At 39.8% G+C, this 15,966-nt stretch carries 14 protein-coding genes; 4 read left to right on the forward strand and 10 right to left on the reverse strand.

Annotation, left to right across the window (positions count from 1 at the left end; all coding sequences use genetic code 11):
- Positions 1-16: 16 nt before the first annotated feature.
- The 3 genes from acs (at position 17) to CLW00_RS16455 (ending at position 4,756) form a co-directional block, all read left to right on the forward strand.
- Positions 17-1,909 carry an acetate--CoA ligase gene (gene acs / locus CLW00_RS16445; protein ID WP_106134785.1) on the forward strand — a complete coding sequence of 631 codons (1,893 nt, stop codon included), beginning with the start codon at positions 17-19 and terminating at the stop codon, positions 1,907-1,909.
- A gap of 224 nt (positions 1,910-2,133) precedes the next feature.
- On the forward strand, positions 2,134-4,080 hold the full coding sequence (locus tag CLW00_RS16450) for a DUF294 nucleotidyltransferase-like domain-containing protein (protein ID WP_106134786.1): 1,947 nt from the start codon (positions 2,134-2,136) through the stop codon (positions 4,078-4,080).
- Position 4,081: 1 nt separating this feature from the next.
- Complete coding sequence (locus CLW00_RS16455) at positions 4,082-4,756, forward strand: 3'-5' exonuclease (RefSeq protein ID WP_106134787.1); 675 nt, start codon at positions 4,082-4,084, stop codon at positions 4,754-4,756.
- Between the two features lie 142 nt (positions 4,757-4,898).
- Here the strand turns inward: CLW00_RS16455 and CLW00_RS16460 are convergent, their stop codons facing one another.
- The 7 genes from CLW00_RS16460 to cysQ form a co-directional block, all read right to left on the reverse strand.
- Positions 4,899-5,489, reverse strand: coding sequence for an HD domain-containing protein (locus CLW00_RS16460; RefSeq protein WP_106134788.1), 591 nt, complete (start codon positions 5,487-5,489; stop codon positions 4,899-4,901).
- A 3-nt stretch (positions 5,490-5,492) separates the two neighbouring features.
- A complete protein-coding gene (locus CLW00_RS16465) occupies positions 5,493-6,380 on the reverse strand; it encodes a YitT family protein (protein WP_106134789.1) in 888 nt (295 codons plus the stop codon).
- Positions 6,381-6,436: 56 nt separating this feature from the next.
- Positions 6,437-7,477 (reverse strand): adenylate/guanylate cyclase domain-containing protein, encoded by a 1,041-nt coding sequence (locus CLW00_RS16470; protein WP_106134790.1) that lies wholly within the window; start codon positions 7,475-7,477, stop codon positions 6,437-6,439.
- Positions 7,478-7,489: 12 nt separating this feature from the next.
- Positions 7,490-7,867, reverse strand: a complete 378-nt coding sequence (locus CLW00_RS16475) for a response regulator (protein ID WP_106134791.1) — start codon at positions 7,865-7,867, stop codon at positions 7,490-7,492.
- A 73-nt stretch (positions 7,868-7,940) separates the two neighbouring features.
- A complete protein-coding gene (locus tag CLW00_RS16480; protein ID WP_106134792.1) occupies positions 7,941-9,713 on the reverse strand; it encodes a cyclic nucleotide-binding and patatin-like phospholipase domain-containing protein in 1,773 nt (590 codons plus the stop codon).
- 33 nt (positions 9,714-9,746) lie between these two features.
- A complete protein-coding gene (locus CLW00_RS16485) occupies positions 9,747-11,093 on the reverse strand; it encodes a sensor histidine kinase (RefSeq protein WP_106134793.1) in 1,347 nt (448 codons plus the stop codon).
- 176 nt (positions 11,094-11,269) lie between these two features.
- Positions 11,270-12,040 (reverse strand): 3'(2'),5'-bisphosphate nucleotidase CysQ, encoded by a 771-nt coding sequence (gene cysQ / locus CLW00_RS16490; RefSeq protein WP_106134794.1) that lies wholly within the window; start codon positions 12,038-12,040, stop codon positions 11,270-11,272.
- Positions 12,041-12,211: 171 nt separating this feature from the next.
- Here cysQ and CLW00_RS16495 point away from each other — a divergent pair, with 171 nt between their 5' ends.
- Entirely contained in the window at positions 12,212-13,318 is a 1,107-nt protein-coding gene (locus CLW00_RS16495; RefSeq protein WP_106134795.1) for a serine hydrolase domain-containing protein, read from the forward strand.
- Here CLW00_RS16495 and CLW00_RS16500 read toward each other — a convergent pair.
- From CLW00_RS16500 to CLW00_RS16510, 3 genes are all read right to left on the reverse strand, one after another.
- Positions 13,315-14,076, reverse strand: a complete 762-nt coding sequence (locus CLW00_RS16500) for an SDR family NAD(P)-dependent oxidoreductase (protein ID WP_106134796.1) — start codon at positions 14,074-14,076, stop codon at positions 13,315-13,317. The two genes, CLW00_RS16495 and CLW00_RS16500, sit on opposite strands and share 4 nt — an antisense overlap.
- A gap of 34 nt (positions 14,077-14,110) precedes the next feature.
- Positions 14,111-14,413: a DUF6922 domain-containing protein gene (locus CLW00_RS16505; protein ID WP_106134797.1), complete on the reverse strand. Its 303-nt coding sequence runs from the start codon at positions 14,411-14,413 to the stop codon at positions 14,111-14,113.
- Positions 14,414-14,567: 154 nt separating this feature from the next.
- A complete protein-coding gene (locus CLW00_RS16510; protein ID WP_106134798.1) occupies positions 14,568-15,965 on the reverse strand; it encodes a DUF4403 family protein in 1,398 nt (465 codons plus the stop codon).
- Position 15,966 lies beyond the last annotated feature (1 nt).

The following is a 15,966-nucleotide window of genomic DNA, read 5'->3' on the forward strand; positions in this document are numbered from 1 at the left end:
CTATAAATACAAGAATATGAGTGATAGAATTCACACCCTAAGCGGGTATTTTCACGAATACCAAAAATCAGTGACTGAACCGGAAAATTTCTGGGCCAGAATTGCAGACTCTTTTCACTGGCAAAAAAGGTGGGACAAGGTGCTTGATTGGGATTTTGAAGGCCCAAATGTCAAGTGGTTTGTCAATGGCAAATTAAACCTCACCGAAAGCATTTTTGAAAAAAACCTTTTTACCCATGGTGATAGGACAGCAATCATCTGGGAACCAAATGATCCTTCTGAAAGTAATAGAATAATCACCTACAAAGAGTTGTTTGCAGAGGTGTGCCAGTTTGCCAACGTACTCAAGTCAAAAGGCATTCAAAAAGGTGACCGTGTCATTATCTATATGCCGATGATTCCAGAAGCTGCTGTAGCCATGCTGGCCTGTGCAAGAGTCGGAGCAATACATTCTGTGGTTTTTGCAGGATTCTCAGCTTCAGCTTTGGCAGACAGAGTCATCGACTGCGGGGCAAAAGCCATTTTGACTTCTGACGGTAACTTCAGAGGAAATAAGAAAATAAAAGTCAAAGCTTTGGTGGATGAAGCTTTGGAAAAATCATCCGTAGAGACAGTTATTGTGTGTAAAAGAACTGGCCAGGAAGTAACGATGAAAAAAGGAAGAGACCATTGGTGGCATGACTGCATAGAAGGTGTCTCTACTGAAAATAAAGCTGAAGTTTTAGATAGTGAGGATCCATTGTTTATTCTATATACTTCTGGGTCTACCGGCAAGCCAAAAGGTGTGGTGCATACTACAGGAGGATATATGGTGTACACCAAATACTCGTTTGAAAATGTTTTCCAATATTCTCCCGGAGATGTTTACTGGTGCACAGCTGACATTGGCTGGATCACGGGTCACTCTTATATTGTGTATGGTCCTCTCTTGGCAGGCGCCACCACTTTGATGTATGAAGGAGTACCAACCTATCCGGATGCAGGAAGATTCTGGGCAGTAGTAGAGAAATACAAAGTCAACCAATTTTATACCGCGCCTACTGCTATCCGAGCACTTCAGGCACATGGAACTGAACCAATCGAACCATATAACCTTGATTCACTCAAAGTCCTAGGTTCGGTAGGAGAACCTATCAACGAAGAGGCTTGGAGATGGTATTATACACATATCGGCAATTCCCGCTGTCCAATAGTAGATACTTGGTGGCAAACAGAAACAGGAGGAATCATGGTGTCCCCGATAGCAGGAATCACACCTACAAAACCAGCCTATGCTACTTTACCACTGCCCGGGATACAATTATGTATTGTAAACCCTGAGGGAAAGGAACTGACAGGCAATTCCGTAGAAGGCAATCTTTGTGTCAAATTCCCTTGGCCATCCATGATAAGGACCACTTGGGGCGACCATGACCGTTGCAAACAAACCTATTTTTCCACTTACAAAGGAATGTACTTCACAGGTGATGGTGTCAAAAGAGATCATGACGGATACTACAGAATTTTGGGAAGGGTAGATGATGTAATCAATGTTTCTGGTCATAGACTAGGCACTGCAGAGGTCGAAAACGCTATCAATGAGCACCCTCTAGTCATTGAATCAGCTGTGGTGGGCTATCCTCATGAAGTCAAAGGACAAGGCATATATGCTTATGTAATTTGCGATATGACAAACCGTACCGAAGAAAACCTGGTGAATGAAATAAAGGATACCGTAAGTAAAATCATCGGCCCGATTGCCAAGCCAGACAAAATCCAAGTTGTATCGGGTTTACCAAAAACACGTTCAGGCAAAATCATGAGAAGAATCTTAAGAAAAGTAGCGGAAGGTGTAACGGAGAACCTTGGAGATACTTCGACCTTATTGGATCCTGAAGTGGTGAAAGAGATTATTGAAGGAAAGAAGTAAAGAAGTTGATATAAACTTTGCGATATGTAGTTGAAATATGCCTTCGGCGAAAAATTTAACACTCGTCGATTCAAAAATTTCATGTGTCCTTACACTTTCATGTGAGATTGTGACCATGTTATTGTATCGCTGTAGGCATTTTTCAACCTTATTTCTACAATATTTCAAGCTAAGATCTTTAAAGTTTAGTCCCGTAAAAATGAATCTTTTACTCCTGAAAAATTATGTCAAATATCATAGTCAACCGAGTCAAGGAATTCCTCAAACAGTATCCTCCTTTTTCATTTATAGATGAAAAAGCATTGGAAGAGGTTTCCCGTGAAGTTGAAGTAAAGTACTATGAACAAGATGAAATCCTATTTTCAAAAGGAGAAGAAGCACAAGCGTGTTTTTTTGTATTGAAAGAAGGATCTGTAAAATTATTTGACCTCAAAAATGGACAAGAAAACATCGTAGAAATCTGTGATGAAGGAGATGTTTTTGGAGTATTGGCTCTATTGGGTAACAGACCCTATATTCTCAATGCCAAAGCCCAAGAAGGAAGTTTGGTCTATGCCATTCCTGTTTCGGTCTTCGAAAAATTACTAATAGAAAACAGCCGTGTCAGTTTATATTTTGCTGCAGGATTTGCTTCAGGCCAGGTCGTAGTCAGAAATGACCTTTCAGATTCGCAGAAAGCCAGATCAGAATTCAACCCTGCTTCCGAAGATAAAGGTCTGTTAATTTTTACTGGAAAATCAGACTTCAACTATTCAAAAGTTGTCTTAACCTGCCAGCCAAATAGCACAATGCAAGAGGCGGCTAGCCGTATGGGTGAAAAAGGCGTAGGCTCGATTATTATCGTAGACCATCAAAACCATCCTTTAGGAATCATTACAGATAAGGATATCAGGAATAGACTGGTGGCAGAAGGTTTGTCTTATGAGACTCCTGTATCCGAACTGATGAGTGCTCCTGTGCTTACCAAGAGTCAGCATTCAGATTTTTCGGACCTTTACCTGACAATGGTTAAAAGCCGCCTACATCATTTGATTTTCACAGAGGATGGCACTGTAAACAGTCCCGTCACTGGAATTTTATCAGATCATGACCTTTTGCTTTCACAAGGCAATAGTCCGGCAGTCCTGATCAAGGCCTTGATGAATACCCATGAGGTAAAGGAAATGGCCAAAATCCGAAACAGGGCAGAACAATTACTCCGCTATTACCTTGAAAATGAAGTTTCCATGGATTTCGTGGCCAACATCATTTCGGAGATCAACGACATTATCATTCAAAAAGCTATCAAAATAGCTGAAATCAAACTCCAAGCAGATTATCCCGAAGGCATTGATACCAAATTTTGTTTTGTCTCATTAGGCAGCGAGGGGAGGGAAGAACAGCTATTGAGGACAGACTTGGACAATGCCATTATTTTCGAAGATGTACCCGAACATAAGCTTGAAAAGACACAGAAATACTTTTTGGAATTGGGAGGAGAAGTCGTGGAAACCTTGCTAAGTTGTGGATTTCAGCCTTGCCCAGCCAAAATGATGGCCAATAATCCTCAATGGTGCCAACCTTTATCTGTTTGGAAAAAGCACTTTTCAGACTGGATATTGACACCTAATCAGGAAGCTTTATTGAAGGCGACCATATTTTTTGATTACAGAGCTATCTATGGTCAAAAACAATTAACGGAAGCCCTTACTGAACATATTTACCAAGAAATATCCACCAAAAATATATTTCTCAACTTTTTGGCAAAAAATGCTTTACTCAATCCACCGCCTTTGGGGTTTTTCAGGAATTTTATCCTAGAAAAATCTGGTGAGCAAAGAGACAAGTTTGACATCAAACTAAGGGCCATGATGCCCTTGGCAGACATTGCAAGACTACTGGTGCTGAGTCATAAAATAGTGGGGGTAAACAATACCTTCAGAAGGTTTGAAAAATTGGCAAGCTTAGAACCTAACCACGGTGAACTTATGCGAGAAGCTGGCCAAGCTTACGAAATACTTATGAGGATGCGGGCAATTGAGGGCATCAAAAACCAAAGTTCGGGTAGGTATATCAGCCCTGAAGACCTTGGTAAATTACAGCGTCAATTGCTGAAAAATACTTTTTATCCCATCGATGAACTCCAAAAAATCATCCGCGTAAGGTATCAATTGGACTATTTCGGAAGCTGATATGGGATGGTTTGATTTTTTATTTGACAGTAACAAAAGTAAGGCGGACTTTGTCATCGCCTACGAGGAAAGCTGCAGCGAGCAAATTCCCCCTCAGCGCCCAATAGAACAACTGAATTTTGTAGTCTTGGACACCGAAACCACTGGACTTAATCCTGAAAAGGACAGTATGGTTTCCTTTGGGGCCATAAAAATCCAAAATGGGAGAATTCAAGTAAAGACTAGCATAGAGGCTTATTTTGAAACTTCAGATAATAAAAAAGAAGCTCTACAAATTCACGAAATCCTATCTCCAAAGGATCCTATCCAAGTGGATGTATTCGCTAAAGCATTGCTGAAATATTTAGCAAATCACATCATAGTAGGACATCATATCGGTTTTGATTTGAAAATACTGGAAAAATCGCTTGAATCTTACGGATTGAAAAAAATCTTAAACCCAGTATTGGACACTCAATACCTTGCTACAAGGCTAGAAAAAGGCTACCACTATGATGTAAGTATGGGTAAACCTGGGGAGTACAGCTTAGACAGTTTGTGTGAAAGGTATCAGGTTCCTCTTGATGATAGACATACCGCTGCGGGAGACGCTTTTTTGACAGCTCAACTTCTATTGAAGCTTTTGAAAAAAGCAGAGAAAATAGGAATCAAAGATTATAAAAGCCTGATGAGGTAATTCAGCTATATGTATATCCGCAATCATTCCATCAATTAAACATTGGTTTTGGGGCAAACCAATACTAATGGATTTTGAGATAGTTTATCTAGACAATCGTTTAAATGAGCTTGGGTAAACTAGGTAGCCCCAAAAGAAAAAATCAATTCATTTCAGTGAGATTGCTTTTTAGCTTTTCTATATGTACCCGTTTTATGGGTTCACGGTGCTTGAGGCAATAGCTAGTGTGGTACCGATGAGCGCTGAGAAATTTAATCTGAATTTCCAGCCACTCTTTCTTCGTCAAGTCCGGATTGTCAAATTTCAATTCCCTATAAAGTCTATCACTTCCTATATCAAAAAGATCTGTCCCCAGATATTCCAAATCTGCATCGGCTACAATTTTTTCCAGAAGGTTTTGAGGATTTTGAGGGATTTTAGTCGCCATTACCATACCACAAACCCGATCTATTGTAGCAGGAGAAAGACCAAAAGATGCAAATTCCTTTCGTATAATAGTGCATCCCAATGCCTCATGTTCATCTTTTTGCACCAAAAACCCAGCATCATGATATAAGGCAGCGAGTTTCACCAATTCAAGATCTTTTTCAGCTACATTCTCTTCTATCGCTATTTCAATAGCCCTGTTCAATACATACTGGGTATGCTGAGCATTATGATAAGTAAGGTGAGGAGGCAGATCATTTTCGAGCCGATGAAGGAACTCAGCTTTTATGTTTTCAAAGTCTACCATAACTTAGTGTTCTCCACTTTTCCTTTTGATCAATCCCCCTTTTACTTCTTTAATACTTTGCACGTAAAAGAATGCCTTAGGGTCGATTTCCGAGACTGCTTCCTTAATCCTATGGATTTCTAAACGTGTGACAATAGTCATAATGATATCCACTTCAGCTTTCACAGCAGAACTATTGGGGAGATACCCTCTTTCACCTTTATAAATTGAGATTGCTTTACCAAATTCATCGACTATCAACAATTTGATTTGTTCATAATCCTTGGAAATGATGGTCATGGCAGTATATTCTTCAAAACCATCTACTACATAATCAGAGGTTTTCATCGCAGTGAAATACACCAGAATAGAATACATCCCTGTTTCAATCCCAAACTTATACGCAGCTCCAAGGATAATAAGTGTATTCAGTGCAAGGATAATCTCACCTGAAGTAAAGCCTGATTTTTTTTGGGTATAGTAACCGATGACCTCTAGACCATCTATCACTCCTCCACCACGTATCACAAACCCAATCCCCAATCCAATAAAGAAACCGCCAAAAACCGCTATCAGTACTTTATCCTCAGTCATAGCGGGTATTTCTATAAAATACATTCCCAAGGCAAGTAAAATCACTGCAATAAGGGCCTTAAGACTAAAGGTCTGACCGATTTTACTGTATCCAATAATCAAGAACGGAAGATTGAAAGCGATAAGCAGCCAACTGATATGGATATTTGAAAAGCCCTTTACAAGGATAGAAATACCTGTCACACCACCATCAAGAAAGTTGTTGGGAACCATGAAACCCTGTAGACCTATGACGGCAAACAAAACCCCTAAAATGGTATAAATGATGGATTTTAAAGAAAATACAGATTTCCAGTTGATCTTTTTTGAAAGCGCCATGTGCCGGTTTTTGCAATTGAATTTAGGATATATTTTTATAGATCAAAAAATTAATTCTATTCCACTACCTCATAGGCAAGCAGAGGGGATTGCTTATTCTTCAGTTTTAGCATTCCCACTTCATTGCATTTGAAAGAATCTTTTACCTTTTCGTAACATTTGTCGGAAATCAAAATCTGATTTTTGTTAGCTGATGCCTGAAGCCTTGCTGCCACATTTACAGTGTCACCGATTACCGTATAGTCCAATCTTTTGAGCGTTTTAGAACCAATATTTCCCCAAACCATATCTCCGGTATTGATCCCTATCGACACTTCAGGACTATATCCTTTGGAAGTGTCAGTAATCCCACTGTTTTTGATCTGGTTTCGAATAGCAAGGCAGGCATCTATCGCCCTGTCGAGGTGGAAGTCTCCTCTGAAAGTAGCCATGACAGCATCCCCCATAAATTTATCCACCATTCCATTTTCTTTGATGATTTCCATTACCATTATGTCAAAATAGGCATTGAGCAATTCCACTACCACATCTGCAGGTTGGTTTTCACTGATAGAGGTGAAGCCACATATATCAATAAAACACACAGAACCTTCCTGAATTTCATTTTCTACCAGTGCCTTTTCGATTTCTTTTCCCCCCATAAAGTTCAATACCGTCTCGTCTACATACATCTTGAGAATATTATTCTCCTTGACAGCTTTGAGGGTCTCTCTCAGCTGATGGACATGGCGGATTGTTTTATCAATGGTAATTTCCAAATCGGCAAAATTGACAGGCTTGGTAACGAAATCAAAAGCCCCTCTATTCATCGCTGTTCGGATATTATCCATATCCCCATAGGCTGAAACTATTACCGACTTGAGCAAAGAGTTTTGCTCACCGATTTTGGTGAGAAGCGTCAATCCATCCATCTCAGGCATATTGATATCACTAAGAACCATGTCAATATCCTTGTGCTCCAAAAGCTGCTCGAGCGCATGCCTACCATTCATTGCAAAAACAAACTCATATTCGTTCTGCCTGATCTTTTGTCTGAACTTTTGCTTGATCAACACTTCCAAATCAGCCTCATCATCTACCACCAATATCTTGGCCATTTCTCTATTATTTTATTTGTTGATCAATTTATTGATTTCAGTTTTTAAGGAGTCAAAGTCTATGGGTTTGGTGAAAAATTCCTTGGCTCCTGATTGGATGGCTTTGTCATAATTTTCCTTATCCCCATAGGCTGAAATCATGCTCACGTTAATTTCAGGGAATTTGAATTTGATTTTATCCAACAACTCCAGTCCGGTCATACCCGGCATATTGATATCAGAAAAAACATATACAAATTTGGGCGGGTTATCCGAGGATAAAATATCTAAAGCTTCGGCTCCCGAGAATGCAAACTCCAAGCTGATTTCACCCTTCTTGATTTCTTTTCTAAATTTCTGCCTGAAAAGCACTTCTACATCCTTTTCATCATCTACAATTAAAATTTTCATTTTTCCAGCTATTAAAGAAGTGTTACGCGTAAATGAATGTGTTTTTGTTCCTTATTAAACAGATTAGTAAGGATCAAGACTTCCAAAATTTTTCTTCCACGGAAAGCTCTGCCAGAAAATCTCTGGTCTGTTCATACCCTTTTTTGACGACCTTTTCCCATTTGCTATCATCCAAAAGCGATACAGCGCGGAGGTTCATTTCAAAATAAAGAGAAACCTTAGACTTGGTAATTTCTTCTTTTTGACGGCTATTTAAAGTCATGGAATTGACCAAAACGGATGTCAAAACCGGACTGTCATACTTTTTATTTTTGCCAAAGGAGTCTTTTAATTTCTCCCATTTCTTGGCGAAATTTTCTGAGTCTACATCTTCAGGTTCGGAGCCATTAAGTGATATGGCAATGATATGCTTGATGGGATACCTATACATAGGGTCTACTGGAAGGTTATCTGAAACTCCTCCATCCACGTACACTTGATCATCGATGACCACAGGAGGAAATACTCCGGGCAGCGCAAAACTTGCTTGCACTTGTTCCCGAATTTTGCCTTTGTTGTGAACCCTTACTTCAGAATTGGAAATGTTTGTCGACACGCAATAGGAATTGATCCAGAGGTCCTCTAAATCTTGCTCACCAAATAGTTTTTGTATAAAATCTTCTGTGCCTGTTTTGGCTTTATTTGAGAAAATATTTAAGAAAAAATCATTTACTCCATCTTCTTGCACAGCTGACTGTTTGCAGATTTGATCAATTTTGTCAAAATCAAAATCAGAATATGTCATGGCAAGCCCATAAATGGCGCCTGCACTAGTGCCTCCCACAAAATCAACTTCCAGCCCGGCATTCAACAGTGCTTTTACAGCTCCTACATGCGCATATCCTTTTGTACCGCCACCACCTAGGACCAATCCAACAGCTTTGTTGGTAAGCATTCGGCTGAGTCTTCTCAAATCTTTCTTGTGATTTCTCCTGATGTGTAAGTGAAGGTTTACAGGTCTTTCTCTAAGCCAAGCTTGCGTACCTGATGGTTTTGTGGAGCCTTCTGGATGAAGTAAAAGCAAGAAAGTCTTCTTATTCAATATATGGCCCTGATAGAGCCCGTGTGCTGCTTCCACTTCATGTATCTCTCTGTCAGTGTCGAAGTCACTGACAACCAACACCAAATCTGCATAAAGGAGGCAGTGCTTGGTCCATTCCTGATCCTGACCACTGCAATACATCAAGTTAGTACCTTTATGGGATTCAAGAGATTCAAATAACCTTTCGGTAGGTACATCTCCTTGTTTGTGAAGCTTGGTAGCTAAAAAGTCCTTTTGTAATTGATCTTTGAGATCAAATAGAAAATCAGTCAAATCGTCTTGTGGCTGCAGGTGAATGAGGGCAATGTTTTTGGGTGCTGCCTCTACATGCTGCTGCAATACATTTCTACGCAGCCTATTGATCACAAATCTGGTGAGCGCAGCCGCAAAATCAGGACTTTTTGATACAATATTCCGGTAATGATTTTGATTGATCTCCAATACTGAGGACTTCCTTACTGCCATCACAGATGCCATCCTAGGTTCATTGGTAAAAAGCGCAATTTCTCCTACAGGTTCTCCTTCTGCAATGTCTCCAAGGATGACTGACTTTCCCTCTGCCTCCTGAATCGCTCTGAGCCTTCCAGAAAGCACAATAAATAGTTCATTTTGGCCTTCTCCTTGTTTGAAAAGGTAATCTCCCGTATCAATTTGTCTAACAACACCACTTTCAAAAATTTCTCTGAGAATGGCCTCTTCTACCTCACCAAAAAGATTACTTAAGAGTTCCTGTACATGCGGGTCAAAATTAGGTGGATTTTCCATATGGCATTTTTTTTTAATTTAAGGTGATTTTCTTTAAATCGGTAGTGTAATTATAAAAATGGTACCTTCTCCTAAGCGACTCTCCACCTTGAGGTTGCCTCCATGTGCTTTGACAATGTCATAGCTAAGAGAAAGACCTAGCCCCGTCCCTTGACCGGTAGGCTTTGTGGTGAAAAAGGGCTGGAATATCTTTTCTTGAATCTCTTCCGGAATCCCTGAACCATTGTCCTGGATCTGAACTTCAATTGCATTTCCTGTTTTCAAAGTTTTAATATTGACTTCAGGCTTGTAGTCGGTGTCTTGACCTTTTTTAGATCTCTCTGCACAGGCATAGAAAGCATTGTTGATCAAGTTTAAGAATACCCTGCCCAAATCCTGGGGGACAATTTCCAGTTTCGGTAATTCACTATCAAAATCTGACTTAAAATTGGCATTGAAAGTTTTGTCTTTCGCCCTTAAGCCATGGTAGGATAGCCTGAGAAACTCGTCCGCCAAAGCATTGATATCGGTGAGCTCTTTTTGACTTTGGTTATTGCGGCTGTGCTGCAGCATTCCTTTGACTATACCATCGGCTCGTTTTCCATGGTGATTGATTTTCTCCAGATTCAATTTTAAGTCTTCGAAAATAGCTTTCACTTCTTCAAGATCGCCCTTGGCAAGCTCTTCCTCCATCTCTTCTATCAATTCAGTGCTGACTTCAGAGAAGTTATTGACAAAATTCAAAGGATTTTGAATTTCATGGGCAATCCCCGCAGTAAGTTCTCCAAGACTGGCCATTTTTTCAGCATGAATCAGCTGACTTTGGGTAGACTTAAGTTCTGAAAGCGTTTTTTCCAATTCCTCCTTCTGATGGGTCAATGCTTCAGTTCTTTCTGCAACATCCTTTTCAAGCTGTGCTTTGATTTTTTGTGTAATCTCAAACTCCCTCTCCCTTTCAATTGCGAGACGTCTTTCTACCTCCAATAACTTCTTCTGCTTCCTATAAGTGAAATACATCACTATCGCCCAAACGAATGCAAAGAAAGAGGCAACATCAAAAACCGTTTCTACAGATTTGTACCATGATTTATTGACGGTTTCCAGCAAATCCCCAATAACTGAAATTGCAATTAATGGAATCACCGCAAAAAATAAAGGCTTCGTATTTTGAAATTCTTTAAAATTCAAAACCGCATATGCAACACCTGAAATCAAGATGATGCTGAAAATGCTGATGAAATAGGAAGGAAATATGCCAGAGCTTCCTAAAATCAACAAGCCAATGGCAGCAAACATGCCTAGCTTGATGTATTTTTTCCATTCCTGAGGGACATTTGCCGCTTTTGCATTTCTATGAAGATAATACAAGAGGACAATGGTAATAATATTTTCGAGGCCCATTCTGAAAGCTGAGATTAATGCTGGATAAATTTAATCAGGTTAAATAACTAAATTAATGTGAGTAAGACTATCATTCATGAAAATCAATTTACGTTATTGATGAAATTTACCAAAATAAATTTTAACCTTTCTGAAATATCGTTTAGAATATATGGATGCAAGACTATTCGAAGGTTTCATCTTTCTGACTTTACGACAAACCAAGGATTCAATAAGTCTTCTTTATTGTAGTAAAGATCATTTCCAGTATTATAATCTCTTACGCTTCCTCCTGCGGCATTGACAATAGCATGAGCAGCTGCGGTATCCCATTCCATGGTAGGGCCAAATCTTGGACAAAGTTGAGCACGGCCATCTGCTATCAACAGGAACTTCAGGGATGAACCCATATTGATTATTTCTGCATCCGGGTATTGCTTCAAGAATTTTTCTGTCTCCTGATTTGAATGTGAACGACTGGATACAATGGTTTGGATTGGTTCGATATTCTTGACACTTATATAAATTGGATCCTTATCTTTAAATTGCTTCCATGCTCCTCCACCTTTTAAACCCCAATACAGTTCTTGCAGTACGGGTACATAAACCACCCCCATCAAAGGTCTACCATGATGAATCAAAGCAATATTAACGGTAAATTCTCCATTTCTCTTAACAAATTCCTTGGTACCATCCAATGGATCCACCAACCAATAGTACCCCCAGTTTTTCCGGGTTTCAAAAGGAACCTCAGCACCTTCTTCTGATAAAATGGGCAGCCCCGAATCAGAAAGACAATTTGCAATCTCGACATGAGCCGCTTGGTCAGCAAGTGTAAGTGGTGATTGATCTTCTTTAAATGTAATTCCTAAATCGGTTGAATTATAAACTTCGAGAATTTTCTCCCCCGCTAAAAATGCAGCCCTTTTAGCCAAAATTGTAAAATCGGAAATTGAAACTGGCTTCATGTCTATGATCTATATGGAATACTAAATGAAGGTAAATAAAAATAGATTGGGATACACGTGAATATCTCTGATTAGACGTATGTATGCGATTAGGCTATTCTGTGAGAAACAAAATTTTTATTTGAATTTCCCTATATTATTGGCAGATTTAAACTTAATCAAAAAGCGAACATGAGCCTAAAAATCAAACTCTCATTTGTTTTCTCACTTTTATTTTTAACTGGGATATTGCTTCCCTACAATGGTTATGGGCAAACTGAAAACCTCCGAAAGGCATTTGACAAGGCCAAAAACGAAGAGTTTTCAGGAGTGATTTTACTTGCAGAACAAGGAGGCGTTTTCTTTGAAGAAGCAAGTGGATACAGGTCTTTTGAAGAAGGAGTAGAACTTCTGCCTACAGATGTCTTTGAAATGGCCTCTGTCTCCAAGCAGTTTACAGCCATGTTGGTGATGATGTGCAAAGAAAAAGGACTTCTCAAGTATGAGGATCAAGTACAGGACTTTTTAGATGTCCCCTACGCATCCATTTCTGTTCGACAATTGCTCAACCATACCTCAGGCTTACCGGACTATCAAGAAATCATGGACCAACATTGGGACAAAACTAAGGTAGCTTCCAATGAAGATATCCTTGAGTACTTGAGAGAATACCAACCTCCCATGTTATTTCAACCTGGAGAAAAGTACGAATACAGCAATACTGGCTATGTCTTTTTGGCAAGTATCGTAGAAAAAGTCACGGAAGAAGATTTTATCCACCTTTCCAGGAAATGGATTTTTGAAAAATTGGAGATGCAGAATACAGATATCCGTACCCTCGAAGAAAAAGCCCAAGTGAAAAATTTTGCAGCTGGTCATCTACAAAATGAGGAAGGTGACTATATCAACGCCAATAAATTCCATGATTCTGATTATACTGTATGGCTGGGAAATAGAAAAGGGCCCGGGAGAGTAAGTAGCACAGCACTGGATCTCTTGAAATGGGATCAGGCACTCTATACCGAACAACTGATTGCCAAAGAAACACTTGAAGAAGCCTTTCAGCCCGCAACCCTCAACGATGGAAGTGATTATCCTTATGGGTTTGGATGGGATTTGGAGTGGGATGATGACTTAGGCAAAATCGTTTCTCATGACGGAGACAATCCTGGTTACAGAACCAAAATTATTCGACTCATAGACCAACAAAAAACTTTGATCCTGCTCAACAACAATGCTCATCCTTCCAAGGACCGTCTATTGGAAGAGTCATTGGAAATACTCAAAAACTGGGATTAACTTTTTGCCATGATGCCACCATCTATCGTGTAGGCTGTACCAGTAATCCAGGAGGCATCTTCTGAAGCAAGAAACAAAGCCAACTTGGAGATGTCTTCCGGAGTACCCAAGCGTTGTATCAAGGTGTTTTTCCCTGCATTTTCCACTGCTTTGGCAGGATCAGGAAAGGCAATAGCAGAATCATAGATAAAAGGTGTATCCACAGGTCCAGGACAAATACAATTGATTCTGACCTCCGGCGCATAATCCACTGCAGCCTGCTTGGCAAGGGAAACCACGGCGGCTTTTGAAGCACAATAAGCTGGATGATTGGGGAAGTTCTTGAAGGCAGCTATAGAAGCGTTCACTACAACTGAAGCATTTTTACTTTTTTGTAATTCCGGCAGGGCAGCTTTTAATAAATAAAATGCGGCATCTACGTTTACCTTAAAAGTTTGATGCCAGATGGTCGGATCCAAATCGGTAATTTTACCCAAACCCAGCATTCCAGCATTGATTGAAAGTCCGTCTAACTTTCCGAATTTTTCTAAAGCAGCCTGTACCAGATGAGAGTTACACGCTGACTCTGCTACATCACCAGCAACGAACAGAACCGAATTCCCAGCTAGCCCCAATTCTTTCTCCAAAGCTTCTCCCCTCTCCACATCTCTACCACTAATAATTAGACTTGCCCCTTCCTTTGAGAATAATTCCGCAATGGCTTTTCCCATACCGGAAGTCGCCCCTGTGATGATAAATACCTTGTCCTTAAGTTTCATAAAATTTTATTTCAGGTAATCCCTGACTTTCTTTTTAATATGGAAAAAGTTCCGGGTTCGACTGTCTCAGTTTGTAACATCTGAATTCTGTAATAGGTTTATCAATTACTGCAGCTGCCAAATACATCCTTGTTTCAGGCAAAAATTTGGCAGTCAACAAAACCTCTGAGATTTTTTCATCTCCATAGTACCTTCTGCAATTACGGATATCCTGTACATCTCCTCTTTCGAATACACGCTCAATCACAAACCTTGCTTTTGCATCATAATCCAGCTTCTCAAAATCCACATCCCAAAAAATCCTCTTTTCAAAAACCGGTTTTTCTTTCTGTCCCATTTGGTTTAAATTTATTTTAAAACAGCATTTTTAAATTTACGATTTACGAAGGACAATTTACGAGACTATTCGATAATACTACCATCCCACTGATTTCGAGCCAATCTTGTCTCTTGATTCTTGTTTCTCTGACTTCTTCTCATCCTTCCTCCCTTTAAAACTTCTTCAGCTTCACATCCACCTTCCCAGTGGCTTTGATAAAGATATTGATGGCTTCTTCAGTTGGATAAATACCTTCAATCTTCAGGTCAGGTTGAACCACTTTGAAGTCCGCAAATTCTGTATCTATATAGGCTCGCTGCTGCAATTCTTCTTTAGCCGTATCCATCATATCCCCAATTGACAGCACAGCCATCTTTTTGATTTGCCGCTGGATCTTTCCTTTTCTCATTCTAATACCCAAGTTGGTGAAGAAATCACCAGCATCTACATCAAATTTAGGTTCATCAAAAATCAAAGTTTGGCTTTCATCATCGTAACGGGGCTTCCCAGCGAAATACATTTTTCCACTCACATCTTTTTTTCCTTCCCTCAAAGCCACGAAGTCCATGCTCAGCAAAGTTTTGTCCCCATATTGTTGGGTATGAAGGTTGGAAGGCCTTAGCACAGTCGTCCTATTGGTTCGGATCTGTTGGCCTTTAAAAGCTTCATTAAGGTAATCATCTAATTCACTGTAAGGAATACTTAGTGGCAGGGTTAGGTTTATGTAATTTTCTGTATCCTCATTGCTTGAGATGTTTGGCAAGGGTTTTTTGGGTACAACAGGCTTAGTCCCTAATTTGGAAAACATTTCTCCCTCAATACCCAGATGGAGGACTAAGTTTTGGTCAAGCGTAAACTCTTCTTTTACTTTTAACTTATCGGGCAGAGCATAAAAGTGTGCTGTGATTCCACTTTCTTCAATGGTGTAAGGTTCCGAAAAAGCATCCCAAGTAGCTTGAGCCATATTTTTGAAGTCAAACTGTGTAAGGTCAGCAGCCGCAAATTGATTATCCAAAACCCTCTGAAGCTGGTTTTTAATCAAAGGTTCCAAATTGATCTCAAAGCCGAGCAAGTTATAACTCAATGACCTACCCCAATTATCAATCTGCAGATTGCTCACATTGAGGTCCCAATTTCTTCCAATTTCAGGTTTAAAGCTGATTTCGGGTGCCAAGTTTTCATTAAATGGGAAATTGGTAGACAAATTTTGGCCAAAAACTCTCTTTTCGATCTTCATATCCCCTTTTGCATTCATAGGAACTTTCACTTTAAGGGTATTCCCTTCTACAGCTCTGATACTGATTTTACCGTTACGGTTGATATCCAAATCCGCAAAAAGACCTGAACCAAGCTCCAAGCCTTTATCAGCAAATAGCTTGCTTCCCTGACTCTTGTTGAGGTTATCTTCCAAAAAAGAGAGGGGAATTACAATAGGAACGTTGATTTTAGAAACTGCTTCAGGCATATCAGCTGCCACAGAAGCTGCGGGTGGTCTTTCAGGACGTATTGTCCTACAAGAAAAAATGGATAGGGAGACCAAAAGAATACTTAATCGGAGAATTTGTCGCATG

The organism is Mongoliibacter ruber (genome assembly GCF_003003005.1).
GTDB classification, from domain to species: Bacteria; Bacteroidota; Bacteroidia; order Cytophagales; family Cyclobacteriaceae; genus Mongoliibacter; species Mongoliibacter ruber.